Annotated in this window: 22 protein-coding genes and 7 tRNA genes; 6 read left to right on the top strand and 23 right to left on the bottom strand. The window is 62.7% G+C overall.

Annotation, left to right across the window (positions count from 1 at the left end; all coding sequences use genetic code 11):
* Positions 1-80: 80 nt before the first annotated feature.
* On the top strand, positions 81-959 hold the full coding sequence (locus tag K4A76_RS16670) for a LysR family transcriptional regulator (RefSeq protein ID WP_125855449.1): 879 nt from the start codon (positions 81-83) through the stop codon (positions 957-959).
* Positions 960-1,021: 62 nt separating this feature from the next.
* Positions 1,022-4,318, top strand: coding sequence for a PAS domain S-box protein (locus K4A76_RS16675; protein ID WP_274410737.1), 3,297 nt, complete (start codon positions 1,022-1,024; stop codon positions 4,316-4,318).
* 226 nt (positions 4,319-4,544) lie between these two features.
* Here the strand turns inward: K4A76_RS16675 and K4A76_RS16680 are convergent, their stop codons facing one another.
* The 10 genes from K4A76_RS16680 to gltX form a co-directional block, all read right to left on the bottom strand.
* Entirely contained in the window at positions 4,545-4,988 is a 444-nt protein-coding gene (locus K4A76_RS16680; RefSeq protein ID WP_009685045.1) for an Hsp20 family protein, read from the bottom strand.
* 142 nt (positions 4,989-5,130) lie between these two features.
* Complete coding sequence (locus K4A76_RS16685; protein ID WP_274410738.1) at positions 5,131-6,099, bottom strand: tRNA dihydrouridine synthase; 969 nt, start codon at positions 6,097-6,099, stop codon at positions 5,131-5,133.
* A gap of 51 nt (positions 6,100-6,150) precedes the next feature.
* The gene (locus K4A76_RS16690; protein ID WP_009685047.1) at positions 6,151-6,585 is read right to left on the bottom strand and encodes an acyl-CoA thioesterase; all 435 of its coding nucleotides are present in this window, start codon (positions 6,583-6,585) and stop codon (positions 6,151-6,153) included.
* 239 nt (positions 6,586-6,824) lie between these two features.
* Positions 6,825-6,900, bottom strand: a tRNA-Glu gene (locus K4A76_RS16695).
* A 42-nt stretch (positions 6,901-6,942) separates the two neighbouring features.
* Positions 6,943-7,018: transfer RNA gene (locus K4A76_RS16700), tRNA-Ala, on the bottom strand.
* A gap of 61 nt (positions 7,019-7,079) precedes the next feature.
* Positions 7,080-7,155: transfer RNA gene (locus K4A76_RS16705), tRNA-Glu, on the bottom strand.
* Between the two features lie 42 nt (positions 7,156-7,197).
* A tRNA-Ala gene (locus K4A76_RS16710) sits at positions 7,198-7,273 on the bottom strand.
* 52 nt (positions 7,274-7,325) lie between these two features.
* Positions 7,326-7,401 (bottom strand) — tRNA-Glu (locus tag K4A76_RS16715).
* A gap of 72 nt (positions 7,402-7,473) precedes the next feature.
* Positions 7,474-7,549 (bottom strand) — tRNA-Ala (locus K4A76_RS16720).
* 281 nt (positions 7,550-7,830) lie between these two features.
* Entirely contained in the window at positions 7,831-9,312 is a 1,482-nt protein-coding gene (gltX, locus tag K4A76_RS16725) for a glutamate--tRNA ligase (RefSeq protein WP_274410739.1), read from the bottom strand.
* Between the two features lie 144 nt (positions 9,313-9,456).
* Here gltX and K4A76_RS16730 point away from each other — a divergent pair, with 144 nt between their 5' ends.
* Together K4A76_RS16730 and K4A76_RS16735 are read left to right on the top strand one after the other, a co-directional pair.
* Positions 9,457-10,512: an HlyD family secretion protein gene (locus K4A76_RS16730; protein ID WP_009685049.1), complete on the top strand. Its 1,056-nt coding sequence runs from the start codon at positions 9,457-9,459 to the stop codon at positions 10,510-10,512.
* Between the two features lie 49 nt (positions 10,513-10,561).
* The gene (locus tag K4A76_RS16735) at positions 10,562-12,052 is read left to right on the top strand and encodes an MDR family MFS transporter (RefSeq protein ID WP_172828417.1); all 1,491 of its coding nucleotides are present in this window, start codon (positions 10,562-10,564) and stop codon (positions 12,050-12,052) included.
* 37 nt (positions 12,053-12,089) lie between these two features.
* Here the strand turns inward: K4A76_RS16735 and uvrB are convergent, their stop codons facing one another.
* Positions 12,090-14,105, bottom strand: a complete 2,016-nt coding sequence (gene uvrB, locus K4A76_RS16740) for an excinuclease ABC subunit UvrB (protein WP_009685051.1) — start codon at positions 14,103-14,105, stop codon at positions 12,090-12,092.
* Positions 14,106-14,392: 287 nt separating this feature from the next.
* On the opposite strand from uvrB, the gene K4A76_RS16745 reads away from it, so the two are divergent.
* Complete coding sequence (locus tag K4A76_RS16745) at positions 14,393-15,589, top strand: amino acid aminotransferase (protein WP_029887102.1); 1,197 nt, start codon at positions 14,393-14,395, stop codon at positions 15,587-15,589.
* 62 nt (positions 15,590-15,651) lie between these two features.
* Positions 15,652-15,727: transfer RNA gene (locus tag K4A76_RS16750), tRNA-Asn, on the top strand.
* An 82-nt stretch (positions 15,728-15,809) separates the two neighbouring features.
* Here K4A76_RS16750 and K4A76_RS16755 read toward each other — a convergent pair.
* The 12 genes from K4A76_RS16755 to fabG form a co-directional block, all read right to left on the bottom strand.
* Positions 15,810-16,370 (bottom strand): DUF1285 domain-containing protein, encoded by a 561-nt coding sequence (locus K4A76_RS16755; protein WP_110679709.1) that lies wholly within the window; start codon positions 16,368-16,370, stop codon positions 15,810-15,812.
* Between the two features lie 10 nt (positions 16,371-16,380).
* The gene (locus K4A76_RS16760) at positions 16,381-16,986 is read right to left on the bottom strand and encodes a DUF4823 domain-containing protein (protein WP_009685054.1); all 606 of its coding nucleotides are present in this window, start codon (positions 16,984-16,986) and stop codon (positions 16,381-16,383) included.
* A 66-nt stretch (positions 16,987-17,052) separates the two neighbouring features.
* On the bottom strand, positions 17,053-18,021 hold the full coding sequence (locus tag K4A76_RS16765; RefSeq protein WP_110679708.1) for a GTP 3',8-cyclase MoaA: 969 nt from the start codon (positions 18,019-18,021) through the stop codon (positions 17,053-17,055).
* 92 nt (positions 18,022-18,113) lie between these two features.
* Positions 18,114-18,749 (bottom strand): TetR/AcrR family transcriptional regulator, encoded by a 636-nt coding sequence (locus K4A76_RS16770; protein ID WP_009685056.1) that lies wholly within the window; start codon positions 18,747-18,749, stop codon positions 18,114-18,116.
* A 786-nt stretch (positions 18,750-19,535) separates the two neighbouring features.
* A complete protein-coding gene (locus tag K4A76_RS16775; protein WP_009685057.1) occupies positions 19,536-20,318 on the bottom strand; it encodes a TatD family hydrolase in 783 nt (260 codons plus the stop codon).
* A gap of 30 nt (positions 20,319-20,348) precedes the next feature.
* The gene (locus tag K4A76_RS16780) at positions 20,349-21,335 is read right to left on the bottom strand and encodes a DNA polymerase III subunit delta' (RefSeq protein ID WP_274410740.1); all 987 of its coding nucleotides are present in this window, start codon (positions 21,333-21,335) and stop codon (positions 20,349-20,351) included.
* Positions 21,328-21,960: a dTMP kinase gene (gene tmk / locus K4A76_RS16785; RefSeq protein WP_274410741.1), complete on the bottom strand. Its 633-nt coding sequence runs from the start codon at positions 21,958-21,960 to the stop codon at positions 21,328-21,330. Before tmk ends, K4A76_RS16780 begins: the two co-directional genes overlap by 8 nt.
* Before the next feature lie 9 nt (positions 21,961-21,969).
* Positions 21,970-23,154 carry an endolytic transglycosylase MltG gene (mltG, locus tag K4A76_RS16790; protein ID WP_274410742.1) on the bottom strand — a complete coding sequence of 395 codons (1,185 nt, stop codon included), beginning with the start codon at positions 23,152-23,154 and terminating at the stop codon, positions 21,970-21,972.
* 4 nt (positions 23,155-23,158) lie between these two features.
* Positions 23,159-23,974 carry an aminodeoxychorismate lyase gene (gene pabC / locus K4A76_RS16795; protein WP_274410743.1) on the bottom strand — a complete coding sequence of 272 codons (816 nt, stop codon included), beginning with the start codon at positions 23,972-23,974 and terminating at the stop codon, positions 23,159-23,161.
* Positions 23,974-25,218, bottom strand: coding sequence for a beta-ketoacyl-ACP synthase II (gene fabF / locus K4A76_RS16800; RefSeq protein WP_173890700.1), 1,245 nt, complete (start codon positions 25,216-25,218; stop codon positions 23,974-23,976). Before fabF ends, pabC begins: the two co-directional genes overlap by 1 nt.
* Positions 25,219-25,405: 187 nt before the next feature.
* On the bottom strand, positions 25,406-25,642 hold the full coding sequence (gene acpP, locus K4A76_RS16805; RefSeq protein ID WP_009685065.1) for an acyl carrier protein: 237 nt from the start codon (positions 25,640-25,642) through the stop codon (positions 25,406-25,408).
* A 202-nt stretch (positions 25,643-25,844) separates the two neighbouring features.
* The gene (gene fabG / locus K4A76_RS16810; protein ID WP_003247160.1) at positions 25,845-26,585 is read right to left on the bottom strand and encodes a 3-oxoacyl-ACP reductase FabG; all 741 of its coding nucleotides are present in this window, start codon (positions 26,583-26,585) and stop codon (positions 25,845-25,847) included.
* Between the last annotated feature and the right edge of the window lie 6 nt (positions 26,586-26,591).

Below are 26,591 nucleotides of genomic sequence, written 5' to 3' on the forward strand. Positions count from 1 at the left end.
TGGACGATGCTATGGGGTTAGATTGAATAACTCAAATTCATAATTTTTATGCTTTGGATAGCCAAAAGGAATACCAAACCATGGACCTGGCCAACCTTAGTGCCTTTATCGCTATTGCGGAAAGCGGCAGCTTTTCCGGGGCAGCGGAACGCCTGTTCCTGACCCAGCCCGCCATCAGCAAGCGCATCGCGGGCCTGGAGCAGCAGCTGGACGTACGCCTGTTCGACCGTTTGGGGCGCGAAGTGACGCTGACCGAGGCCGGGCGGGCACTGCTGCCCCGCGCTTACCAGATCCTTAACGTCCTTGATGATACCCGACGGGCGCTGACCAACCTGAACGGGGCAGTGAGTGGTCGGCTGACCCTGGCCACCAGCCACCATATCGGTCTACACCGCCTGCCCCCGCTTTTACGGGCGTTCACCCGCGAATACCCAGCGGTAGCACTGGATATTCAGTTCATGGATTCAGAACAGGCCTACGACGAAATTCTTCATGGCCGCGCCGAAATTGCCGTGATCACCCTGGCGCCCGAACCGCACCACCTGGTCAAGGCGGTACCGGTATGGGACGACGCCCTGGATTTCGTCGCCGCGCCCGAGCACCCGCTGGCCAACAACCAGGCAGTGAGCCTGGCCGATGTCGCCCGCCACCCGGCGGTGTTCCCCGGTGGCAACACGTTTACCCACCATATCGTCCAGCGCCTGTTCGAAAGCCAGGGCCTGACGCCGAACATCGCCATGAGCACCAACTACCTGGAAACCATCAAGATGATGGTATCGATCGGCCTGGCCTGGAGCGTGCTGCCGCGCACCATGCTCGATGAACAGGTTGCACCCATCGCCTTGCCCGGCATACAGCTGTCGCGCCAGCTAGGCTACATTTTGCACACGGAGCGTACGCTGTCGAACGCGGCCAGGGCGTTCATGGCGTTGCTCGACAGCCACGCGGGGTCCGCCTGACCGGCCGTCAGCCCGGCATTTCCAACTCCAAGGACGCGTCTTACGCCAAAGGTCTGGTACCGATGCCCAAAACAGTGAACCGCTTTTTGCGCCTGCCGCGAATACCTGCGGCCGACCCGCAGGAATCCGAGCAGGCCTGGCAGAACGCCCCACAATTGCTGGCCGCGCTCAACGGCGCACGCCTGGGTGCCTGGCTATGGGATATCGAAAGCGGCCGTGTCAGCTGGTCACGCGGTACCCAGGCGCTGTTCGGCTTCGACCCCCAGCGCCCGCTGCCCGCCGATGCCGATTACCTCGACCTGCTGCCCGAAGAGGACCGTGCCCGTACCCGCCAGGTGTTCCAGGCGATTTTCAACGGCGAGCCGGTGGAGCGCGCCATGCGCCACCGCATCCGCTGGCCGGACGGCAGCCTGCACTGGCTGGAGATCAACGGCAGCCTGACCCACGACCAGCATGGCCGGCCACAGATGATCGGGGTGGTGCGTGAAATCACCCGCCAGCGCGAGCGGGAAGCGGCATTGATCAACTCGGAAAAGCGCTTCGCCACGCTGTTCCACCTCAGCCCCAACGCCATTTTGCTCTCCCGCCGCCACGACGGCATGATCTTCGAGGTCAACCAGCATTTCGAAGACATGTTCGGCTGGCCTGGCAGCCAGGTCATCGGCAAGACCAGCCTGGAGCTGGGCCTGTGGGTCAACCCCGAGCAGCGTCAGCAGGTGATCGAGTCGACCCGCGCCAACGGCGACCCGCAGATCATGGAGGTCCAGTTCCGGGCCATCAGCGGCAAGGTGCACGACGGCATTCTCTGCACCCAGGGCATCGAACTGGAAGGCGTGACGTTCCTGATCAGCACCTTCGTCGACACCAGCGAGCGCAAGCGCGCCGAGCAGGCCCTGAAAGACAGCCAGGAGCGCCTGGACCTGGCCCTGGACTCGGCGCAGCTGGGCACCTGGGACTGGCACATTCCCAGCGGCATGCTCTATGGCTCGGCCCGCGCCGCGCAGTTGCACGGCCTGCCGCCGATTCCTTTCCACGAGTCGTTCGACGCCTTCTTCGAGGGTGTACCGGAACAAGAGCGCAACTCGATGCGCCAGGCCTACCGAAGCCTGCGCGAAGGCCCTGCCGGCAACTACCAGATCACCTACCGGGTGCAGCTGGAAAACGGCGTTTCGCGCTACATCGAGAGCCGCGCCCGGCTTTACCGGGACGACCAGGGCAACCCGCTGCGCATGGCCGGCACGTTGCTCGACATTACCGACCAGGTCGAACGCGAGCAGCGCCTGAGCGCCTCCGAGGAGAAGTTCGCCAGCCTGTTCCAGGTCAGCCCCGACCCCATCTGCGTTACCCGCCAGGACACTGGCCAGTTCATCGAGATCAACCCGGCCTTCACCCAGAACTTCGGCTGGAGCAGCGAGCAAGTGCTTGGCCGCACTGCCGAGGAGATCGGCTTGTGGGCCGAATCCATCGAGCGTGCGCAACGCATCGAACGGGTAATTCGCGAACAGGCGCTGAGCAATGTCGCCGTGGTCGTCAACCACCGCAGTGGGGCGCCCCTGACGTGCGTGATCTCCAGCCGCCTGATTACTGTCGACGACCAGCCCTGCAGCGTGACCACCCTGCGCGACATCACCCAACAGCAACGCGCCGAAGCGGCCCTGAAATCCAGCGAGGAAAAGTTCGCCAAGGCCTTCCACTCCAGCCCTGACGCCATCACCATCACCGAATGCAACAGTGGCCGTTACCTGGAAGTCAACGATGGCTTCTGCCGCCTGACCGGCTATAGCGCTGCGGAAGTGGTGGGCCAGACGGTGTACGAAATCGGCATCTGGGCCGATGACAAGCAACGCGGCGCCTTGCTCGCCGAACTGCGCGAGCGCGGCCGGGTTCATCACCGCGAGATGCTCGGGCGCAACAAGCGCGGCGATATCCTGACCGTGGAGGTGTCGGTCGAGCGGATCACCCTCAATGAAGTGGACTGCCTGTTGCTGACCGCCCGCGACGTCAGCCAGCTGAAGAACGCCCAGGCGCAGATCCGGCACCTGGCCTACCACGACCCGCTGACCAACCTGCCCAACCGCGCCCTGCTGATGGACCGCCTCAGCCAGCAGATCGCCCTGCTCAAGCGCCACAACCTGCGCGGCGCGCTGCTGTTCCTCGACCTTGACCACTTCAAGCACATCAACGACTCGTTGGGCCACCCGGTGGGCGACGCGGTGCTGAAGATCATTACCGCGCGCCTGGAAGCCAGCGTGCGCCTGGAAGACACCGTGGCGCGCCTGGGCGGCGACGAGTTCGTGGTGCTGCTCAGTGGTCTGGAAGGCAGCCGAGAATTGGTGGAAGCACAAGTGCGCGAACTGGCCGACACCCTGCGCGAGCTGCTGGCCGAGCCCATGTCGCTGGATGGGCAGCGCCTGCAGGTCACGCCAAGCATCGGCGTGGCGCTGATCCCCGACCATGGTGCCACCCCGGCCGACCTGCTCAAACGCGCCGATATCGCCCTGTACAGGGCCAAGGATTCCGGTCGCAACACTACCCAGCTGTTTCACACCACCATGCAAAAGGCCGCCAGCGAACGCCTGCGCATGGAGAACGACCTGCGCCTGGCCCTGGCCCGCGGCGAACTGGCGTTGCACTTCCAACCGCAGGTGGATGCCCGTGACAACCGCATCGTCGGTGCCGAGGTGCTGCTGCGCTGGCACCACCCGCAACTTGGCCAGCAGCCACCCGCGCAGTTCATCCAGGTACTGGAGGAAAGCGGGCTGATTCTGGAAGTGGGGAGCTGGATCCTGGACGAGGCCTGCGACGCCTGCGCGCGCATGCTGACGGACGGCCTGATCGACGCCGACGACTTCAGCCTGTGCGTGAACATCAGCCCGCGGCAGTTCCGCCAGGCCGACTTCGTGGGGCGGGTATTGCGCAGCCTCGACGACTACCGTCTGCCCCGCAAGATGCTGAAGCTGGAAATCACCGAGGGCATCGTCATCCAGAACCTGGAAGACACCATCAGCAAGATGCGCGAGCTCAAGCGCTATGGGGTGAGTTTCGCCATGGATGACTTCGGCACGGGCTACTCGTCGCTGACGTACCTGAAGCGCTTACCGGTCGATGCACTGAAGATCGACCAGAGCTTCGTGCGCGATGCGACGGTCGACCCGAACGATGCCGAGATCGTCCGTGCCATCGTCGCCATGGCCCGCAGCCTGGAACTGGCGGTGATTGCCGAAGGGGTCGAGCTCACAGAGCAGCTGGAGTTTCTGGAGCAGCTGGGGTGCTACCTGTACCAGGGCTACCTGCATAGCCGGCCGTTGCCGTTGGCGGAGTTCCGGCAGATGTTGCTGGAAGCACCGGCGGATTACTGACTGGAACCCCGGTGTGGCCGCTTTCGCAGGGCCAGGCAAAAAATGGCACCCGAAGGTCAATGCCAGCCAGTTAAGTAATTTGGGGCCGCTTTGCGACCCTTCGCGGGCACGCCCGCTCCCACATCTTGAATTCACCTGTGGGAGCGGGCGTGCCCGCGAAGGGCTGCAAAGCAGCCCCAGTAACGCAGGCATTAACCCAAAGATGCCCTTGTTTACAACGACCCCATCAATTCAGCGCTGGCTTGTCGCCGTTGATCGGTATGCGCTTGGCCTTGGCTTCTTCAGGCACGATGCGCAGCAGGTCGATGCTGAGCAGACCATTGGCCAGGCCGGCAGCCTTGACTTCAATGTGGTCGGCCAAGCGGAACGACAGCTTGAAGGCGCGCTGCGCGATACCCTGGTGCAGGTAGGTCACTTCAGCATCGCCATTGTCACGCTTGCCACCGATAACGGTCAGGACACCCTTTTCGACCTGTAGGTCGAGGTCCTGCTCCTGGAAACCGGCTGCGGCAACCACGATACGGTATTGGTCATCGCCATGCTTTTCCACGTTGTAGGGCGGGTAGCTGCTACCAGCCTCATTACGGGCCGCGGATTCGAACAGGTCATTGAAGCGGTCGAAGCCAACGGAATGACGGAACAGTGGAGCAAGAGAGAAAGCGGTAGTCATGGTCATAAACTCCTGAGTATCAGCAAGTAAGTCATTGCGCGACCCGAATTCGGCATCGCGTACTCAAGAGATAGGGCCGAGACAAAGGCTTTCAAGGGGGTAAATTGAAAAAATCTGCTGGGGGGAACGGGCCGACGGCCGTTCAGGCAACACAGGCCTCGGCCACCGCCTCACAGCCCAGCAACCGGCTGATCCGCGCACAGTCATCCTCGCGGCGCAACTCGGCAAACAGCAGCACCGCCTCCGGGTAGCTACGGGTCAGCATGGCCAGCCACTGCTTCAGTCGGCCAGGCGCATAACGCGGTGACAGCTTGGCCTGGGCCTGGCGCCAGAACTCGCGCAGCAGCGGCTGCAGGTTCTGCCAGCCCAGCGGCTGGTAATCACGCCCATCCCGCGCCGCGGCTATCTGCAGGCCAAGGTCAGGGCGCGAAACCAGCCCACGGCCAAGCATGATGTCCTCGGCACCACTGACTTCACGGCAACGCCGCCAGTCGTCCACGGTCCAGATCTCGCCATTGGCAAACACGGGCACCTTGACCACGTCCTGCACCCGCGCCACCCACTCCCAATGGGCGGGCGGCTTGTAGCCCTCGACCTTGGTCCGCGCATGCACCACGAGGTGCGCCGAGCCGCCGTCAGCCAGCGCCATGGCGCAATCCAGCGCGCCGGCCGGGCTATCGAAGCCCAGGCGCATCTTCGCGGTTACCGGGATATGCGCAGGCACCGCGCGGCGCACGGCATGCACGATAGCATGGAGCAACTCTGGCTCCTTGAGCAGCACGGCGCCACCGCGGGACTTGTTCACTGTCTTGGCCGGGCAGCCAAAGTTCAGGTCGATGACCGGCGCGCCCAGTTCACAGGCCAGTGCGGCGTTTTCCGCCAGGCATAGCGGGTCCGACCCCAGCAGTTGCACGCGCATGGGCACCCCGGCAGCCGTCAGCGCCCCCTGGCGCAGCTCGGGCGCCAGCTTGTGGAACGAAGCCGGCGGCAACAGGCGGTCGCACACCCGAATGAACTCGGTGACGCACCAGTCTATGCCGCCCACACGGGTCAGCACGTCGCGCAGGATGTTGTCGACCAGCCCCTCCATGGGGGCCAGAGCAATTTGCATGTCGGGGTCTCGGCGGAAAAAGGCGGCAGTCTAACAAAAAAACCCGGCGTTTCAGGCACCGATCAGCGCCGGCCCATAACCGTCGAGAAATTCTGCCGGCATGCGCCTGGGCTTGCCGCTCGAAAGCTCGATGCAGGCGAAGGTGGTCTGCGCTCGCAGCAGGGTCACACCGTCACGCGGGCGTTGGAGTTGGAAACGCCGGGTCATGCGCAGGCGCTGATCCCAGTCGATGATCCAGGTGGCCAGTTGCAATTCGTCGTCTTCGTAGGCGGCCGCCAGGTAATCGATTTCGTGGCGCACCACAGCCATTGCACGGTCCAACCGGCGATACGCGGCAAGGTCCAGGCCCAGGCGCTGGGAGTGACGCCAGGCACAGCGCTCCAGCCAGGTGACGTAGACGGCATTGTTGGCGTGGCCGAGGCCATCGATGTCCTCGCTGCCGACGCGCAGGTCGATGACGAAGGGTGTTGGCAGGTCCCAACTCATGTTCGCTTCCTTGGCGCAAAAGCCGATTTAGCAGCGGCGAGCGGGTCAATGTCCAGCGACATCGCCATGCTCCAGGGTCAATGCACCCTGCGCAGCCTGCAGAATGCGTTAGCCAGGCAAAAGCCATGGCCCTATTCCAGAGCAGGTATGACAGGGAAAACGGGGGAAGGGAAAAAACAAAAGGCTCATTCAATAATCGAATGAGCCTTCAAAGTCCCGCAAAACGCGGGTAAAAAAATTGGCGTCCCCTAGGGGACTCGAACCCCTGTTACCGCCGTGAAAGGGCGGTGTCCTAGGCCACTAGACGAAGGGGACATAACCTTCGCAAAGATTCATTTGCATGAACCCTGGCATAAATGGTGGAGCTAAGCGGGATCGAACCGCTGACCTCCTGCATGCCATGCAGGCGCTCTCCCAGCTGAGCTATAGCCCCGAAACAAAAGGCTCATCAATAATCGACGAGCCTTTTTAAGCCCTGCAAAACGCAGGAAAAGTGGCGTCCCCTAGGGGACTCGAACCCCTGTTACCGCCGTGAAAGGGCGGTGTCCTAGGCCACTAGACGAAGGGGACGTAACCTTCGCGAAGATTCACTCGCGTGAACCCTGGCAGAATTGGTGGAGCTAAGCGGGATCGAACCGCTGACCTCCTGCATGCCATGCAGGCGCTCTCCCAGCTGAGCTATAGCCCCGGATTTTTAGCCTCGCGGCCCAGCGACATCTACAACATCGCTTGTGCAAAACTGGCGTCCCCTAGGGGACTCGAACCCCTGTTACCGCCGTGAAAGGGCGGTGTCCTAGGCCACTAGACGAAGGGGACGAACCTTCTTACCTTCAAGACCCGGTTGCTGGACCCGGTCTTGCTTACCAGCCTGGGCTGTTAAGCGGAATTTGGTGGAGCTAAGCGGGATCGAACCGCTGACCTCCTGCATGCCATGCAGGCGCTCTCCCAGCTGAGCTATAGCCCCACAATGTCGCTTTGAACCGAACCGCTGGCTGGGTGCCTGGCGCTTCGTTTACGTTCATCGCTGTGGACGGGGCGCATATTAAGATCGGATTGCAGGGCTGTCAAACGAATTTTCAAAAATAACCAAAAATTTTTTCACAGATAACAATCACTTACCGCCCTGCCCCGGTTTTTGGGCTTCAGCTGGGCTTGTGGGAGCGGGCGTGCCCGCGAATGCGATCGTAGATCAAACACCGCATTCGCGGGCGCGCCCGCTCCCCACAGGTTAGGTGTAATACTGAATCAGGCGATGGAAGCCAGCAGCTTTTCCCACTCTTTGTTTTCCTTCTTCGACACACCACCCAGCAGGTCCAGGGCCTGGCGCAGGCGGTAGCGGGTCAGGTCCGGGCCAAGGATTTCCATGGCGTCCAGCACCGACACCGAGCTGGCCTGGCCGGTGATGGCCGCGAACATCAGCGGCATGGCATCGCGCAGCTTCAGCTCCAGCGCCTCGACCACAGCCTGGATACAGCCGGTGATACGCTCTTTTTCCCACTGGCGCAGGCTTTCGAGCTTCCACAGGATCAGCTGGATGACCTGGCGCACCTGGTCGGCCGACAACTTCTTGCTTTCGAACAGCTTGGCGTCCAGCTTCAACGCGCCTTCGAAGAAGAAACCGCCCAGCGGGGCGACCTGGCTGAAGGTTTCCACCCGGCCCTGCACATGCGGAGCGATCTTCATCATGTAATCGCTGTTGAACGCCCACTTCTGCAGGCGCGCCGCGAACTCCTCGACGGGCAGCTCGCGCAACCACTGGCCGTTGAGCCAGGACAGCTTCTCGATATCGAAGATCGGGCCGCCCAGCGAGATGCGCGACAGGTCGAAGTGCTCGACCATCTCGGCCAGCGAGAACTTCTCGCGCTCGTCCGGCATCGACCAGCCCATGCGGCCCAGGTAGTTGAGCATGGCTTCGGGCATGAAGCCCATGCGCTCGTAGAAGGTGACCGACGTCGGGTTCTTGCGCTTGGACAACTTGGACTTGTCGGGGTTACGCAGCAGCGGCATGTAGCACAGCTTGGGCTGCTCCCAGCCGAAATACTCGTACAGTTTGATCAGCTTGGGTGCCGATGGCAGCCATTCTTCGCCGCGCAGCACGTGGGTAATGCCCATCAGGTGGTCGTCCACCACGTTGGCCAGGAAGTACGTGGGCAGGCCGTCGTTCTTCATCAGCACCTGCATGTCCATGCGATCCCACGGGATTTCGACATCGCCACGCAGCATGTCCGGCACCACGCACACGCCTTCGCTGGGCACCTTCATGCGGATGACGTGCGGCTCGCCAGCGGCCAGGCGGCGCTGTACTTCCTCGTCGCTCAGCAGCAAGGCACGGCCGTCATAGCGCGGGGTTTCGCCGCGGGCTTGCTGTTCGGCGCGCATCTGTTCCAGCTCTTCGGCGGTGCAGAAGCAGTAGAAAGCGTGGCCGGCGTCGACCAGTTGCTTGGCGTACCGGGCGTAGATCTCGCCACGCTCGCTCTGCCGGTACGGGCCGTGCGGGCCACCAACGTCCGGGCCTTCGTTCCATTCGATGCCGAGCCAGCGCAGGGCATCGAAGATCTGCTGCTCCGACTCGCGCGTGGAGCGCAACTGGTCGGTGTCTTCGATGCGCAGGATGAACTCACCGCCGTGCTGCTTGGCGAAGCAGTAGTTGAACAGGGCGATGTAGGCAGTGCCAACATGAGGGTCGCCGGTAGGCGATGGCGCGATACGCGTGCGTACGGTGGTCATGGAGAGTCTCGAACGAAAGATGAAACAAAGGCGGGATGTTAGCAGGTGGCGGGCACCGGGCTCCAGCAATGGCGCGAACGTCACTTGCCGAGTGGCCATCTGCCGCTGTTAAATTTATTTACATTTCTGCAACGACAATCCCCCATGCCTGCCCAACTCAAACGCCGCCTGGCGATATTCTTCACCCTGGTGGCCATCATTGCCCTGGCTTTCCTGGCCCATTGGTATTTCAAGGGGCGCTTCTACGAAAGTACCGACAACGCCTACGTACAGGGCGAGATCACCCGTGTCTCCAGCCAGTTGGGCGCGCGCATCGACAGCGTGCCGGTCGAAGACAACCAGCATGTCAACCAGGGCGACCTGCTGGTGCGCCTGGAGGCGGCCGATTTCGAGCTGGCCCTTGAGCGCGCCCGTGCGGCACTGGCCACCCGCGAAGCCGAGTACGCCCAGGCGCAAAGCCGCCTTACCCAGCAAAGCAGCCTGATTGCCGCCGGCCAGGCCCAGGTGGCCGCCAACCAGGCCACGTTCGACCGCTCGCGGCTGGACCTGAGCCGCGCCGAGAAACTGCGCAAGCCAGGGTTTGTGTCGGAAGAACGGGTCACCACCCTGTCGGCCGACAGCCATGTTGCCGGGTCGCAAGTGGACAAGGCCCGTGCCGACCTGCAAAGCCAGCGCCAGCAGGTCAGCGCACTGAATGCCGAGCTCAAGCGCCTCGATGCGCAGATCGCCAATGCCCGCGCCGACCTGGCCCAGGCCGAGTTGAACCTCACCCGCTGCGAGATCCGCGCGCCCATCAGCGGCACCATCGGCCAGCGCAGTGCCCGTAATGGCCAGGTGGTGCAGGCCGGGGCTTACTTGCTGTCGATCGTGCCTGACGAAGACATCTGGGTGCAGGCCAACTTCAAGGAAACCCAGATCGGCCATATGCAGCCAGGCCAGCGCGCCGAACTGCTGTTCGACAGCTACCCCGATACGCCGATCGAAGGCCGGGTCGACAGCCTGTTCGCAGCCTCGGGTGCGCAATTCAGCCTGCTGCCACCGGACAATGCCACCGGCAACTTCACCAAGGTGGTCCAGCGCATCCCGGTAAAACTCACCTTCCGCGCCGACAACCCTCTGCACGGACGTATTCGCCCGGGCATGTCGGTCACTGCCACCGTGGACCTGCGCAACGAAGACGAAGGCCACGATGGCCGCTGAACAACTGCTGCGCCCGACGGCGGAGCCCAGCCGCCGCGACTGGATCGCCGTGATGAGCGTGATGCTCGGCGCCTTCATGGCGGTGCTGGACATCCAGATCACCAACTCTTCGCTCAAGGACATCCAGGGCGCGCTGTCGGCCACCCTGGAAGAAGGCTCGTGGATTTCCACCTCGTACCTGGTCGCGGAAATCATCATGATCCCGCTGACGGCCTGGCTGGTGCAGCTGCTGTCGGCGCGGCGCCTGGCGGTGTGGGTTTCGGCCGGGTTCCTGCTGTCTTCGTTGCTGTGCTCGATGGCCTGGAACCTGGAAAGCATGATCCTGTTCCGCGCCCTGCAAGGCTTTACCGGCGGCGCGCTGATCCCGCTGGCATTCACCCTGACCTTGACCAAACTGCCGGAGCACCACCGTGCCAAGGGCATGGCCATGTTCGCCATGACCGCCACGTTCGCGCCGTCGATCGGCCCCACCCTGGGCGGCTGGCTGACCGAGAACTGGGGCTGGGAATACATCTTCTACATCAACATCCCGCCGGGCCTGGTGATGATCGCTGGCCTGCTGTACGGGTTGGAGAAAAAGGAGGCGCACTGGGACCTGCTGAAAAGCACCGACTATGCCGGCATCCTCACACTCGGCCTGGGCCTGGGCTGCCTGCAGGTATTTCTCGAAGAAGGCCACCGCAAGGATTGGCTGGAATCGCACTTGATCGTGGCCCTGGGCAGCGTCGCCCTGGTCAGCCTCATCACCTTCGTCATCCTGCAGTTTTCCAGGCCGCACCCACTGATCAACCTGCGCATACTCGGCAACCGTAACTTCGGCCTGTCGAGCATCGCCAGCCTGGGCATGGGGGTCGGGTTGTACGGCTCGATCTACCTGCTGCCGCTGTACCTGACCCAGGTGCAGGGCTACAACGCCCTGCAGATTGGCGAAGTGATCATGTGGATGGGTATTCCGCAGCTGTTCCTGATTCCGCTGGTGCCGCAGCTGATGAAGGTGGTATCGCCCAAGGTGCTGTGTGCGCTGGGCTTCTGCCTGTTCGGCGCTGCCAGTTTCGGCTCGGGGGTACTGAACCCTGACTTTGCCGGGCCGCAGTTCAACCATGTGCAGATCATTCGCGCACTGGGCCAGCCGATGATCATGGTCACCATCTCGCTGATCGCCACCGCCTATATTCAGCCGCAGGACGCAGGGTCTGCGTCGAGCCTGTTCAATATCCTGCGCAACCTCGGCGGCGCCATTGGCATTGCCTTGCTGGCTACACTGCTGGACGCACGCACCAAGGTGTATTTCGATTACCTGCGTGAGGCCGTGGTGCCCACCAACCCCCAAGTGGCCGAGCGCCTGGCGCAACTGACGGAGCGCCTGGGGAGTGACAACGCGGCGCTGGGCAAGCTGAGCGAGATCACCCACCAGCAGGCGCTGATCATGGCTTACAACGACGCCTTCCACTTCGTCGGGATTGGTTTGGCGGTAAGCATGGTGGCGGTGCTGCTGACCCGCAAATTGCCCCAGGGCTTGAAAGCGGGCGAGGCCCATTGAGCTTGTTACAATGCACCCACAGGGCCGGCGCCAGCCTTCAGCTGGTGATCAACCGCTCGCGCAGCTTGGTGATCTCGTCACGCAACTGCGCAGCGGCTTCGAACTCCAGGTCGCGGGCGAACTGCATCATTTTCTCCTCCAACTGCTTGATACGCTTGGTGATCTCCCCAGGCGTGCGCAGTTCGGCCTCGTAACGGGCGCTTTCCTCCGCGGCCTTGGCCATGCCCTTGCGCTTCTTGCTGCGCGCACCTGGGACGGTGGCGCCCTCCATGATGTCGGTAATGTCCTTGATCACGCCCTTGGGCACGATGCCGTTGGCTTCGTTGAAGGCGATCTGCTTCTCGCGGCGGCGCTCGGTTTCATCGATCGCCCGCTGCATCGAGCCGGTGATGTTGTCGGCGTACAGGATGGCCCGGCCATTGAGGTTACGCGCCGCACGGCCAATGGTCTGGATCAGCGACCGCTCCGAGCGCAGGAAGCCTTCCTTGTCGGCATCGAGGATCGCCACCAGGGACACCTCGGGCATGTCCAGGCCCTCACGCAGCAGGTTGATCCCCACCAGCACGTCAAAGGTACCCAGGCGCAAGTCACGGATGATCTCCACCCGCTCCACCGTGTCGATGTCCGAGTGCAGGTAGCGCACCCGCACATCGTGATCGGCCAGGTAGTCGCTGAGGTCTTCTGCCATGCGCTTGGTCAAGGTGGTGGCCAGCACCCGTTCGCCGGCAGCCACCCGCTTGCGGATCTCCGACAGCAGGTCGTCGACCTGGGTCAGTGCCGGGCGAATTTCGACCTGCGGGTCGACCAGCCCGGTGGGGCGCACCACCTGCTCCACCACCCGCCCGGCATGCTCGGCCTCATAAGGCCCCGGGGTGGCGGAAACGAAGATGGTCTGTGGGCTGACACTCTCCCATTCATCGAAGCGCATGGGCCGGTTGTCCAGTGCCGACGGCAGGCGGAAGCCATACTCGACCAGGGTTTCCTTGCGCGAACGGTCGCCTTTGTACATGGCCCCCACCTGCGGCACGCTGACATGGGATTCGTCGATTACCAGCAGCGCATCGGGCGGCAGGTAGTCGTACAGCGTTGGCGGCGGTGCACCCGCCGGGCGGCCAGACAAGTAACGCGAGTAGTTTTCGATGCCATTGCAGTAGCCCAGCTCCAGGATCATCTCCAGGTCGAACCGGGTGCGCTGCTCCAGGCGCTGGGCTTCGACCAGCTTGTTGGCCTTGTGCAGGTACTCCAGGCGGTCCTTGAGCTCCGCCTTGATGCCCTCCACGGCGTCCAGCAGGGTTTCCCGCGGGGTGACGTAGTGGCTTTTGGGGTAGAAGGTGAACCGCGGCAGCTTGCGGAAGACCTCGCCGGTCAGCGGGTCGAACGCCGCGATGTTCTCCACCTCGTCGTCGAACAGCTCGACGCGGATGGCCTCCAAGTCCGATTCTGCGGGGAAAATGTCGATCACATCCCCCCTTACACGGAAGGTGGCGCGGGCAAAGTCCATCTCGTTGCGGGTGTACTGCAGGTCGGCCAGGCGGCGCAGCAGCGCGCGCTGGTCGAGCTTGTCGCCGCGGTCCACGTGCAGGACCATTTTCAGGTAGGTCTCGGGGCTGCCCAGGCCGTAGATGCACGACACGGTGGTGACGATGATCGCATCGCGGCGCTCCAGCAGCGCCTTGGTCGCCGAGAGGCGCATCTGCTCGATATGGTCGTTGATCGATGCATCCTTCTCGATGAAGGTGTCCGACGACGGTACATAGGCTTCCGGCTGGTAATAGTCGTAGTAGGAGACGAAGTACTCCACCGCGTTATTGGGGAAAAACGCCTTGAACTCACCGTACAGCTGCGCGGCCAGGGTCTTGTTCGGCGCCAGCACCAGGGTCGGGCGCTGAACCTGCTGGATCACGTTGGCAATGCTGAACGTCTTGCCCGAACCGGTCACCCCCAGCAGCGTCTGGTGCGACAGCCCGGCCTCGATGCCCTCGACCATCTGGCGGATCGCCTCGGGCTGGTCGCCGGCAGGCTGGAAACGGGTAACGAGCTGGAACTCGGACATGACGGACCTCGCGGTGCTGCAGCAACTGTAAATTTAGCCAGTAGTCTATACCCAAATGCGCCCGCAAGGGGGGGCTTTCAAGGCACAGCCACAACCAGGTATTACGGTTGACCGGGCAATCAGACCGATGGTCAAAAAATATTTGCGCAAATACCCGGAAAAGCCGCGCCAGAGTGTCGCGGTCACCGGTCGGTATCACTATACTGACTCCCCGTTTGTGCACCGCTTCAGTGCATTCGGCTGGAGCGTGTACGCCCTATCACTCTCCAATCAGAGCCGAAGTAACAATGAGCCTGTTTTCCGCTGTCGAGCTGGCACCCCGCGACCCTATCCTGGGCCTCAACGAAGCATTCAATGCCGACCCACGTACCGACAAGGTCAACCTGGGTGTTGGCGTGTACTGCAATGAGGAAGGCCGCATTCCGCTGCTGCGCGCCGTGATCGAAGCCGAGACCCAGCGTGCAGCCCAGCATGCCTCGCGCGGCTACCTGCCGATCGATGGTATCGCCACCTACGACCAGGCCGTGCAAAAGCTGCTGTTCGGTGCCGAATCGCCACTGCTGGCCGCCGGCCGCGTGGTCACCGTGCAGGCCGTCGGTGGTACTGGCGCACTGAAAATCGGTGCCGACTTCCTCAAGCGGATCTCGCCAAACGCCGTGGTGGCCATCAGCGACCCAAGCTGGGAAAACCACCGCGCCCTGTTCGAGTCGGCCGGTTTCCCGGTGCAGACCTACCGCTACTACGACGCCCCGAGCAACGACGTCAACCGCGCCGGCATGCTCGAAGACCTCAACGCCCTGCCCTCCGGCTCGATCGTGGTGCTGCACGCCTGCTGTCACAACCCGACGGGCGTCGACCTGAGCCTGGACGACTGGAAAAACGTGCTGGAAGTGGTCAAGGCCAAAGGCCACGTGCCGTTCCTCGACATGGCCTACCAAGGCTTTGGTGACGGCATTGCCGAAGACGCCTTCGCGGTCCGCCTGTTCGCCGAGTCGGGCCTGGAGTTCTTCGTATCCAGCTCATTCTCCAAGTCGTTCTCGCTGTACGGCGAGCGCGTGGGTGCGCTGTCGGTGGTTACCGCCTCCAAAGACGAAAGCACCCGCGTGCTGTCGCAGGTCAAGCGCGTGATCCGCACCACCTATTCCAACCCGCCCACCCACGGCGCAACCATCGTCGCTACCGTGCTGAACAGCGCCGAGCTGCGCCAGATGTGGGAAACCGAACTGGCCGAAATGCGCGAACGCATCCACGGCATGCGCAAGCAGATGGTCGCGCTGTTGGCCGAATACGGTGCCAACCGCGATTTCAGCTTCGTCGGTCGCCAGGTCGGCATGTTCTCCTACTCGGGCCTGAGCGTAGAGCAGGTCGCCCGGTTGAAGAACGACTTTGGCATCTATGCGCTGGACACTGGCCGCATCGCTGTGGCTGCGCTGAACCAGAGCAACATCCATGTCGTCACCAAGGCGATCGTGCAAGTGTTGTAACTGCTTGATTTGGCAGGGGGTGGCTTGACTTCCCCCTGGCGATCAGTATGATGTGCGCAGATTCCGCGATAGCTCAGTCGGTAGAGCAAATGACTGTTAATCATTGGGTCCCTGGTTCGAGTCCAGGTCGCGGAGCCAAACATTGAAAAAGCCCCCGGCTGTGAAAGCAGCCGGGGGCTTTTTCGTTTGCTGCGAAGCCGGCGACGCACGCACAATGCAATCAGCTGCTGCGCCCAATCGGGTAGAACTCGCCACCGCTCCAAACGCCCAGCCATTGCTCACCGTCGATCTCGCGCGGCACCGCCAACTCCACCATCTGGTAGAACACATTACGGTGTATCAATGCCTCGAGGTTGCTGCGCATCAGCACGTACGGCGACGGCTCTTGCGTCACCGGATCGGTGACTACCCGTAGCGGATTGGCCGGGCCGGCCTCGACCTGATCCTCGACATTGCTGGTAAAGCGCAGCACCTGCTGCTCGCCCTGCCCTTGCACCTCCAGCGCCACTGCCACGAACGGCGCATCGTCTACCTGGATGCCCACCTTTTCCACCGGGGTAATCAGGAAGTAATCGTCACCATCGCGGCGCAGGATGTTCGAGAACAGCCGCACCATCGGTTTGCGGCCGATGGGCGTGCCCAGGTAATACCAGGTGCCATCGCGGGCGATACGCATGTCGATGTCACCGCAGAAATCGGGGTTCCACAGGTGGACCGGTGGCAGGCCCTTGGCCTTGGGGATCTGCGCCAGCAGGTCGTTGGCCTTACCGGTGTCGCTCATCACACTCGCCTCACTCACTCATGCCCAGAAGGCTACGAGCGTACTCGCGCATCGGTGCGGCAAGCAAATCCTCGGGGGTTTTGTCGTGGAACGTCAACAAACCGCCACGGCTCTTGATGCGAGCGGTATCGATCAGGTAACGGGTATTGGTTTCGATCAGCATCATCTGCACCACGCCGCTGTCCCAGCCCAGGCGGTCGACGGCTTGCTCGTCGTACCACTCGTCACCATTGCCGATGCGGTCGTCGGTGCGGGCGAAGCGGGTATACAGCACATAGTCGGCACCGACCGAACGGGCCTGCGCAATGGCCTCTTCCAGGCCCAGCGGGCCTTGGGCGCGGCGTACCAGCGGGAAATACTCGACGAAACTCTTGAACGCCTGCTCGGCCACTGCATTCTGCCGGGGTACCGGGCCCTTGCCAGGCGGCACGAATGCGCCCTGCCCTATGAAGATGAACGAGTCGGGCTGCAGGCGAATCGACAGCGTGCGCCGGGTTTCGCTATGGTCCAGCAGCCCTGCGTCGCTCATGTGATAGCGGACGCCCTCGCCCATATCGCTGACATTCATGCAACCGCCCAACGCCATCAGCGCCAGCAGCAAGACCAGGCTACGCATCTTTCCTCCAGTGACCGGCGACGAAAAACCGGCGAATAGCCGGCGGATGCAGCTTTTGCGCCAGCTTCAGCCGCCGATTACCTTCATCACCGTCACGCCGCCGGAAAACGCCAATGCCTGTTTGTCTGCCAGCGCCTTGACCAGTAACCGCTGCAGCGCCGGCAAGGCTTGGTGACGTGGTTTCTCCAGAAGGTCGCCAACGAAATGACGATTGCCCGACGACAGGCAGCCATGCAGCCAACCTGTGGACGACAGCCGTAGCCGCGAGCACGTGCGGCAGAACGGCACGCTCTCATTGGCGATGACGCCGAAGTGCCCCTTGCCGGGGATCTGATAGCGCATGGCGGTGGCGTCCACCGGCGCAGCGACACGGGCGAGGGCATGCTGACCGCCGATCAGCGTGAGCAGGTCATCGAGGCTGACGAATTGCCGCAGGAAAGCAGAGTGATCACGCGCCAGGTGGCCCATGCGCATCAGTTCGATGAAACGCAACTCAAAGCCCCGCGCCATGCAGTAATCCAGCAACGGCAGCACCTGGTCGAGGTTTTGCCCGCGCATCGGCACCATGTTCACTTTGATCTGCATGCCCATGGCGCGAGCCCGCTCCATCGCCGCCAGCACCGTGGCCAGGTCGCCGCCGCGGGCGATCTGGCGAAACGTCAACGGATCCAGGGTGTCGAGCGAAACATTCAGCCGGCGAATTCCGGCTGCCTGCAATTGCGGCAACTTACGGCCTAGCAGCTGACCATTGGTAGTCAGCGAAATATCCTCGAGGCCGAGCTTGGCCACCGCGGCGAGAAAGGGATCCAGGCGCGGACTGACCAGCGGTTCACCACCGGTGATACGCAAGCGCTCGATGCCGGCTGCTTCAATCAGGTAGGCCACGCCACGCGCCAGTGCGTCTGCCGAAAGCTCATCCTGCGCCGCCACCAGGCGCTTGCCGTCGGGCACGCAATAGGTACAGGCGTAATTGCAGGCAGCCGTCAGGCTGACACGCAGGTTACGAAACCGCCTGCCTTGACGATCGACGATCATGGATGACTCCGGCATGGATAGAAGGGCCGGCAAAAGCTGACTCATAAATCAGGTTTTTGCAAGCCCTGTACACATAGCCGGTGGGGCGTAGCTCAGTGGGACGGCTCCGGGTCGCGCTTGCGCTTGTTGCCCATGCGCACGCCGATGTCCATCAGGAACTGGAAGAAGCCTTCCTGATCTTCCAGCACATTGCTCCAGAACGGTGAGTGGTACAGCGCAACGGCACCATGCACCAGTGCCCAGGCGGCGCAGTAATGGAAGTAAGGAGGCACGTCTTCGAGCTTGCCCTCGCTGATGCGGCCCTTGATCAGCTGGGTGAGGCGGTCGAAGTTGGAGGCACGGATGCTGTGCAACTGTTCGACCATTTCCGGCACCTGGTTGCCCTTGACCACCTTCTCTTCCAGGCGGTCGAACAGCCGGTAACGCTGAGGGTCACGCATGCGGAATTCGAAATAGGCACGCGACAGGGCCTCTTTGTCACGGTCGACGTCGGCCGAGTGCAGCAACCCGTTCAGGTCGCGCTCGTAGTCGAGCATCAGGCGCAGGTAGATTTCGGCCTTGGACTTGAAGTGCTTGTAGATCGTGCCTTTGCCGATGCCCACGGCGTCGGCGATCATCTCGACGGTGACGCTGTCTTCACCTTGCTCGAGAAACAGCTTGAGCGCGGTATCGAGGATTTCCTGTTCGCGACGGCGAAACTCACGGACCTTACGAGGTTCTTTCTGCATGGGAAGGACTGGATGACAATCGAAGCGGTTTATTATGCCTAACTTGCGGGAAATTGCACGGATCTTCCGAGCATGGCTGTGTTTCAGAATGCTCTCGGCCATACGCTGCGGGAGGAACCAGACGCGGGCGTATTCCAAATCTGTTTAAAAAACGACCAATAGCCACTGGCAGGCCGCCAAACCTGGCCAATACTAGAAGTGTTGGCGCGGCGCATCCCCCCTAGCGGCGCGCCGATAAAGGTGCTCAGGGACCGCGTACCTTTGTTTTACTCCTAATGGTCTTAACCCGGATTCCTCCCCCAGAACCCGGGTTTTTTTTGTGTGTTTGCGGCGGGCGTTGGAGGTGGGATTTTTGGGGGTGGTACGAGCGCCGCTGGTGTTCGCCGAAGCATTTGCAGCGCCTGTGAGATCGAGCGCCGCCCGCGTTCGCCGAAGCATTTGCAGCGCCTATGAGATCGAGCGCCGCCCGCGCGGCGCTTCGCGGGTAAACCCGCTCCTACATTTGTTTAGGGCCAATTATGCCTGTGGGATTTGCGCGCGAACGCTTTGGCGCATGGCTCGATATGGCGTCGTACAAACAAGGCGGTCGCGCGCGCCTGGCACAGGCGATACTGGCCAGAAACAAACGTAGGAGCGGGTTTACCCGCGAAGCGCCGCGCGGGCGGCGCTCGATCTCATAGGCGCTGCAAATCCTTCGGCGAACACCTGCGGCGCTCGATATCACAGGCGCTGAATTTGTTGTGGCAGGCACCTCATGGCCCTCACACAACCTTCAACTCCAATGAATCAACCCACCCGCGCTAACGGAAACAACCGCTTGAAGTTAGCCGTTGTCTGCTCAGCCAATTGCCCATAACTGGCCCCGCGCAGCGAAGCCACATACTCCGCCACTTCCCGCACATATTGCGGCAAGTTCGGCTTGCCGCGATACGGAATTGGCGCCAGATACGGCGAATCGGTTTCCACCAACAAGCGGTCGACCGGCACTTGCCGCGCCACTTCCCGCAGGGCATCGGCATTGCGGAAGGTAACGATGCCAGACAGCGATATGTAATAGCCCAGGTCCAGCGCCGCCTTGGCCATGTCCCAGTCTTCGGTAAAGCAGTGCAGCACGCCAGCCTGCGGCAGATTGGCCTCGCGCAGCAGTGCCAGGGTATCGGCGCGCGCCGCCCGGGTATGCACGATCACTGGCTTGCCGGTCTGCCGCGAAGCCTCCAGGTGCAGGCGGAACGAGGCCTGCTGCAATTCAGCGGCTTCAGGCTCGTAGTGGTAATCCAGCCCGGTTTCGCCAATGGCCACCACATGCGGGTGGGCCAGTTCGCGCAGTAGCCATTCCAGCGCCGGGGTTTCGCCCGGCGCCAGGTCCAGCGGGTGTACACCGACCGAGCAGTCGACATCCGCGTACTGCTCGCTCAACGCCTTTACCGCGCCGGCGTTTTCGGCACTGACGCCGATGCACAGGAAATGCCCCACCCCGCGATCACGCGCCGCCTGCAGCGCAGCATCGAGCGAGCCCTGATGGGCACTGAGGTCAAGACGGTCAAGGTGGCAATGGGAGTCTACGAGCATGGGATAGCGGCACACATGGAAAATGGGAAATCAGCGGGCGCCCGGCAGTTGCAGCCAATGAGCCAGCAGCGATTCGAGCAACAGGATTTGATTGAGGTTGGCCTTGCCCAGCACTTTCTGGCGCTGTTCGAGGATCCACGCCTGCACCTCCAGCACCTTGGCCTGGCGGCTTTTCTGCGCCAGGTACTGCACCACCTTGCGCATATCGGCCAAGCCTAACCCCTCCTCGTCCTGGGTCAACTGGTAGCGCAGAATGAGGTGCGCCCAATCGCAGAACCAATCGAATACCCTCAACATCGGCACAGCCTTCCAGGCTTCGGCCAGCTGGCTGGGCGATTGCTGTTGCTTGAGTAACTTCTTCACCCCGTCAGTAACCAGCGCACGCTGCTCGCGCACACCCTGCGCCTGCAGGCTGACCGCCATCAGCGGCGAGCCGGCGGCCAAGCTCAGCAATTCGTCGCGTTCGGCCTCGTCCGTATCAGGCAACGCCGCGGCCAACCAGGCCTGGCTCTGGGCCAGGTTCGGCTGGGGGCAGGCCACCTGCTGGCAACGGCTCTTGATGGTCGGCAGCAGCCGGCTGGGCTGGTGCGTGACCAGCAGCAACACGGTGTCGCCGGAAGGCTCCTCAAGGCTTTTCAACAGTGCGTTGGAAGCATTGACGTTCATGGCTTCCACCGGCTCGATCAACACCACCTTGCGCCCACCCAGCTGCGCCGTCTGCACCACGAAGGCCACCAGGTCACGGACCTGGTCGACCTTGATCGGCTTATCGGCCTCTTCGGGCTCAAGGATGTAGTTGTCAGGGTGGCTACCGGCTTTCAGCAGCAGGCAGGACTTGCAGGTGCCGCAGGCATCGAGGCCTTGCGGCTGCTGGCACAACAGGCGGGCCATCAGACGCTCTGCCATGGCCCGCTTGCCAATGCCCTGCGGACCGTGCAGCAGGTAGGCATGGGCATGCTGACTGCGCCCGGCCAATTGCTGCCAGAGCGCCTGCTGCCATGGGTAGGCCTCAGCCACGGCACCGCTCCACGATGGCCGGCAACAGCGCATCGATAGCACGCTGCACGGCCGCGAGCGGCTGTGCGGCATCCAGCAGGCTGTAACGCTGGGGTTCGCGCTGAGCGCGCTGCAGGTAAGCCTGGCGCACAGCCTGGAAAAACGCCTGGCCTTCCTGCTCGAAGCGGTCGAGGCGACCGCGCGCAGCGGCACGGGCCAGACCGACTTCGACCGGCAGGTCGAACACCAGCGTCAGCTGCGGGCGAAGGTCGCCCTGGACGAATTGCTCCAGAGTGGCGATACGCTCGACCGGCAGGCCGCGGCCACCGCCCTGGTAGGCATACGTGGCATCGGTAAACCGGTCGCACAACACCACAGCGCCACGGGCCAGCGCCGGGCGGATCACCTGCGCCAGGTGCTGGGCGCGGGCAGCGAACACCAGCAGCAGTTCGGTGTCGGCGGCCATGGGTTCATCGCTGGGGGCCAGTAGCAGCTCACGCACCTTCTCGGCCAGCGGCGTGCCACCTGGCTCACGGGTCAGCACCACATCCAGGCCATGCTCGCGCAGGCGCGCCGCCAGGTAGTCGCGGTTGGTGCTTTTGCCCGCGCCTTCGGGGCCTTCCAAAGTAATAAACAAGCCGCTCACAGGCAGTCCTTAATGTTGTTCGTCAGGCGTTGCCGGCTCGGCCGCCTGGGCATCACCGGCGGGAGCGGCCGGCGCCGGCTGCGCAGCCGGCTCATCGGGTGCCGGCTGCTCTTCGCCGGCCGCTGGCGCAGCGTCATCGTCGCCCGGTTTTGCCGGCTGCTGCGGCGCAGGGCTGGAGCGATAGTCTGCCCGCCGCTTGAGCTGAAACTCCCGGACCGCCGAGTTGTGATCGTTGAGGTCGTCGGAGAACACATGGCTGCCGTCGCCACGGGCGACGAAGTACAGGCTGGTGCCATCGGCCGGGTTAAGCGCCGCGTGAATCGCCTCGCGGCCGACCATGGCAATCGGCGTGGGCGGCAGGCCAGTGATGGTGTAGGTATTGTAGGGCGTAGGCTCACGCAGGTCGGCACGGGTGATCTTGCCGTTATAGCGCTCACCCATCCCGTAGATAACCGTCGGATCGGTCTGCAGCATCATGCCCAGGCGCAAACGCCGCACGAACACCCCGGCGATCTGCCCGCGCTCTTGGGGGATGCCGGTTTCCTTCTCCACCAGCGAAGCCATGATCAGCGCCTGGTAGGGATCGCGGTACGGCAGGTCGGTGGCGCGCTCGGCCCATTCCTTGGCCAGCACTTCTTCCAGGCGCATGTAGGCCTGCTGCAGCAATTCGACGTCGCTCATGCCGCGCACGAAGCGGTAGGTATCGGGGAAGAACCTGCCCTCAGGGAACACACCGGTATGGCCAAGTTTGTCCATGACCTCGGCGTCCGACAGGCCATCCAGCGTGTGCTTGAGCTTTTCATGCTTGGCCACGGCCGCGCGCAGCTGGCGGAAGGTCCAGCCCTCGACCAGGGTAAGGTTGTATTGCACCACGTCGCCCCGGCGCCAGGCGTCGAACAGCTGCTCGACGGTCATGCCAGGGGTGAGGCGGTATTCGCCGGTGTGCAACGGGGTACCGGCCATGTTGAAGCGCCAGTACAGGCGCAACCAGACGGCGTCGTCGAGCAGCCCTTCGGTTTGCATGCGGTAAAACATGCGGTTGGGGGTGGTGCCATTGGGCACGTCGAGCAGGCGTTCCTGCGTGACGTGCAGTGGCTGCTCCAGGACCGAGTTGATTTTCCAGGCCGACCAGCCTAGCGCCAGACCGGCGAGGATCAGACCCATTTCCAGCAACAGCAGGAATTTACGTCTCACGAATTCAGGTTTCCAGTAACGTACGGGCAACGGCCTGCAGTTTTCGGGTAAGCGGGCCCGGCGACCAGTTTAACGCGGCAAGCCCGCGCACGGGCCACACGCCATAGACGCTGTTGCAAACAAATACTTCATCGGCCTGCTCCAGCGCATCATACGGCAGGTCGCAGACGTGGGCCGTAATACCCTGCAAGCGCGCCTGGTCGAGCAAGGCACCGCGCATGACCCCGGCCACGCCACAACGGCTGAGGTCGGCGGTAAAGAGCACGCCGTCGCGCACCAGGAACAGGTTGCTGTATACCCCTTCGATCACCCGGCCGTGCCCGTCACGCATCAGGCCCTCGGCATGGTCACTGTCCTGCCATTCGGCACGGGCCAGCACCTGCTCCAGGCGGTTGAGGTGTTTGAGCCCGGCCAGCAACGGTTGTTCCCCAAGCCGTGTCTGGCAGGGGAACAAGCGTACGCCCTGCTCGGCATGGGCAACAGGATAGCTGGGTAACGGGCCGCCCTGCAGGATACGCCGGGGCACGGCATCGGCAACCGGCGCGTAACCACGCTGGCTGTCGCCACGGGTGAGGATGAGTTTGGCTACCCCGTCGCCGAGCTGGCTGGCATAACGCAGCAATTCCTCACGCACCTGCGCCAGGTCGGCGCCAATCGCCAGCCGCTGGCAACCCAGCGCGAGGCGGGCGAGATGGCCGTCCAGCAGGCTGGGCCGGCCATGCCGAACGGCGATGGTTTCGAAAAGACCATCGCCGTAAGCCAGCCCGCGGTTCTGCAGATTGAGCGCAGTCGCGGGCTGGCCGTCGATCCAGCTGAGCATCAACCGGCGAACCGGCGGAACACCAGCGAGCCGTTGGTGCCACCAAAGCCGAACGAGTTGGACAACACCACATCAATCGGCATGCTGCGCGCCTGGTGCGGTACGAAGTCCAGGTCGCAACCTTCGTCCGGTTCGTCCAGGTTGATGGTCGGCGGCGCCATCTGGCTGTTGATCGCCAGCACACTGAAGATCGCCTCTACCGCGCCAGCTGCCCCCAGCAGGTGGCCGGTCATCGACTTGGTCGAGCTGACTGCCAGCTTGTAGGCGTGCTCGCCGAATACGCGCTTGATCGCCGCCACTTCGGCAATGTCGCCCGCGGGGGTCGAAGTGCCATGGGCGTTGATGTAGCTCACGTGTTCCGGCTGGATGCCAGCATCGCGCAGGGCGTTGGCCATGCAGCGCGCAGCGCCTTCACCGGAGTCTGGTGGCGAGGTCATGTGGTAAGCGTCGCCGCTCATGCCAAAACCGATCAACTCGGCATAGATGGTCGCCCCACGGGCCTGGGCATGCTCCAGTTCTTCGAGCACCAAGGCACCGGCACCGTCGGACAGCACGAAACCATCGCGGCCTTTGTCCCATGGGCGGCTGGCGCGGGCAGGCTCGTCGTTGCGGGTGGACAGCGCGCGCGAAGCACCGAAGCCACCCATGCCCAGCCCGCAAGCGGCCATTTCGGCGCCGCCGGCAATCATTACGTCGGCTTCACCGTAGGCGATATTGCGCGCGGCCATGCCGATGCAATGGGTGCCGGTGGTGCAGGCCGTGGCAATGGCGTAGTTGGGGCCCTGCAGGCCCAGGTGGATCGACAGGAAACCCGAGATCATGTTGATGATCGAGCCCGGCACGAAGAATGGCGAAATGCGACGCGGCCCCGAGTCATGCAGGGTGCGGCTGGTTTCTTCGATGTTGGTCAGGCCCCCGATCCCCGACCCCATGGCCACGCCGATGCGCTCGCGGTTGGCGTCGGTGACTTCCAGGCCGGCATTACGCACCGCCTGGAACCCGGCCGCCAGGCCGTACTGGATGAACAGGTCGAGTTTGCGGGCCTCTTTGGCCGACAGGTACTGCTCCACCTCGAAGCCTTTCACCGAGCCGCCAAAACGGGTGGAGTAGGCAGACAGGTCCGTGTGTTCGATCGGACCGATGCCACTGCGGCCAGCCAGAATGCCCTGCCAGGTGCTCGGTACATCGGTACCCAGTGGCGACAGCATACCCATACCGGTGACCACGACGCGTCTACGCGACACAGTACTCTCCTTTTCTAATAACAGAGTCTCTTGGCATTGCATTCAAGCGCTGGAATGAAATGGCAACAGACTCTTGGTGCGCGGTGAACGAGGCGGCCTGGACAATACGCGGCGCTCGCAAAGAAAAAACCGCACGCCAGCGAAGGCAGTGCGGTTTTCCCCGACAAGTAGCGTCGACGGTAACGTCTTAAGCCTGGTGGTTCTTGACGTAGTCGATAGCAGCTTGAACGGTAGTGATCTTCTCGGCTTCTTCGTCAGGGATTTCGGTCTCGAATTCCTCTTCCAGAGCCATCACCAGTTCAACGGTGTCAAGCGAATCGGCACCCAGGTCATCGACGAAGGACTTCTCAGCAGTCACTTCTTCTTCCTTGACGCCCAGTTGCTCGGCGACGATTTTCTTGACGCGTTCTTCGATGGTGCTCATACCTAGTTTTCACTCCTAATGGATATATGCAGGCAGCTGGCCGGTGGCTAATTTTATAGAAAGACGTTCGCTTTTCAAGCTGAACCTGCCTTCAGGCTAGTCACCGCACCCGCTGTCTGGAATCTGATTGCAGCTTTATAACGGATTTTAGGCTCGCAGTATGACTCTTTTTTTACGAAATCCGTCACATTGAGTTGCAGGGTTACATGTACATCCCGCCGTTGACCGGCACGGTTGCACCGGTTACATAGGCTGCACCGTCCGAAGCCAGGAACGAAACCACCTTGGCAATTTCGTCGGCCTGCCCCAGGCGGCCCAGTGGGATCTGGGTTTGCAGGGCTTCGCGCTGCGCTTCAGGCAGTTCGCGGGTCATGTCGGTATCGATGAAACCAGGGGTCACCGAGTTGACGGTAATGCCACGCGAACCGACTTCACGCGCCAGGGCGCGGCTGAAGCCTTCCAGCCCGGCCTTGGCAGCCGCATAGTTGGCCTGGCCAGCGTTACCCATGGCACCGACGACCGAGCCGATGCTGATGATACGACCCCAACGGGCCTTGGTCATGCCACGCAGCACACCCTTGGACAGACGGTAGAGGCTGTTCAGGTTGGTGTCGATCACATCGAACCATTCGTCGTCTTTCATGCGCAGCATGAGGTTGTCGCGGGTGATGCCGGCGTTGTTGACCAGAATGGCCGGGGCGCCGAACTGCTCGCCAATGGCAGCCAGTACCGCTTCAACCGACTCAGCGCTGGTCACGTTCAATTCCATGCCGGTGCCGGTGATACCGTGCTCTTTGAGGGTGGCGGCGATACGCTCGGCGCCGGAGGCCGAAGTGGCGGTACCAATCACGGTTGCGCCCTGGCGGCCCAGTTCCAGGGCGATGGCCTGGCCAATGCCACGGCTGGCGCCAGTGACCAGTGCAACTTTACCTTGCAGGCTCATGCAAGC

This window comes from Pseudomonas sp. NEEL19, assembly GCF_028751975.1.
GTDB classification, from domain to species: domain Bacteria; phylum Pseudomonadota; class Gammaproteobacteria; order Pseudomonadales; family Pseudomonadaceae; genus Aquipseudomonas; species Aquipseudomonas juntendi.

What these genes read in the sequence shown, in the direction of transcription:
- K4A76_RS16760 (WP_009685054.1), bottom strand. Translation starts at nt 16,986, where the DNA reads ATGCGTAGCCTGGTCTTGCTGCTGGCGCTGATGGCGTTGGGCGGTTGC.
- K4A76_RS16685 (WP_274410738.1), bottom strand. Translation starts at nt 6,099, where the DNA reads ATGCAAATTGCTCTGGCCCCCATGGAGGGGCTGGTCGACAACATCCTG.
- K4A76_RS16775 (WP_009685057.1), bottom strand. Translation starts at nt 20,318, where the DNA reads ATGCTCGTAGACTCCCATTGCCACCTTGACCGTCTTGACCTCAGTGCC.
- pabC (WP_274410743.1), bottom strand. Translation starts at nt 23,974, where the DNA reads ATGCTCAGCTGGATCGACGGCCAGCCCGCGACTGCGCTCAATCTGCAG.
- K4A76_RS16690 (WP_009685047.1), bottom strand. Translation starts at nt 6,585, where the DNA reads ATGAGTTGGGACCTGCCAACACCCTTCGTCATCGACCTGCGCGTCGGC.
- gltX (WP_274410739.1), bottom strand. Translation starts at nt 9,312, where the DNA reads ATGACCACCGTACGCACGCGTATCGCGCCATCGCCTACCGGCGACCCT.
- K4A76_RS16730 (WP_009685049.1), top strand. Translation starts at nt 9,457, where the DNA reads ATGCCTGCCCAACTCAAACGCCGCCTGGCGATATTCTTCACCCTGGTG.
- K4A76_RS16675 (WP_274410737.1), top strand. Translation starts at nt 1,022, where the DNA reads ATGCCCAAAACAGTGAACCGCTTTTTGCGCCTGCCGCGAATACCTGCG.
- K4A76_RS16680 (WP_009685045.1), bottom strand. Translation starts at nt 4,988, where the DNA reads ATGACTACCGCTTTCTCTCTTGCTCCACTGTTCCGTCATTCCGTTGGC.
- K4A76_RS16670 (WP_125855449.1), top strand. Translation starts at nt 81, where the DNA reads ATGGACCTGGCCAACCTTAGTGCCTTTATCGCTATTGCGGAAAGCGGC.
- K4A76_RS16745 (WP_029887102.1), top strand. Translation starts at nt 14,393, where the DNA reads ATGAGCCTGTTTTCCGCTGTCGAGCTGGCACCCCGCGACCCTATCCTG.
- K4A76_RS16765 (WP_110679708.1), bottom strand. Translation starts at nt 18,021, where the DNA reads ATGATCGTCGATCGTCAAGGCAGGCGGTTTCGTAACCTGCGTGTCAGC.
- fabG (WP_003247160.1), bottom strand. Translation starts at nt 26,585, where the DNA reads ATGAGCCTGCAAGGTAAAGTTGCACTGGTCACTGGCGCCAGCCGTGGC.
- acpP (WP_009685065.1), bottom strand. Translation starts at nt 25,642, where the DNA reads ATGAGCACCATCGAAGAACGCGTCAAGAAAATCGTCGCCGAGCAACTG.
- K4A76_RS16770 (WP_009685056.1), bottom strand. Translation starts at nt 18,749, where the DNA reads ATGCAGAAAGAACCTCGTAAGGTCCGTGAGTTTCGCCGTCGCGAACAG.
- uvrB (WP_009685051.1), bottom strand. Translation starts at nt 14,105, where the DNA reads ATGTCCGAGTTCCAGCTCGTTACCCGTTTCCAGCCTGCCGGCGACCAG.
- K4A76_RS16755 (WP_110679709.1), bottom strand. Translation starts at nt 16,370, where the DNA reads ATGAGCGACACCGGTAAGGCCAACGACCTGCTGGCGCAGATCCCCAAG.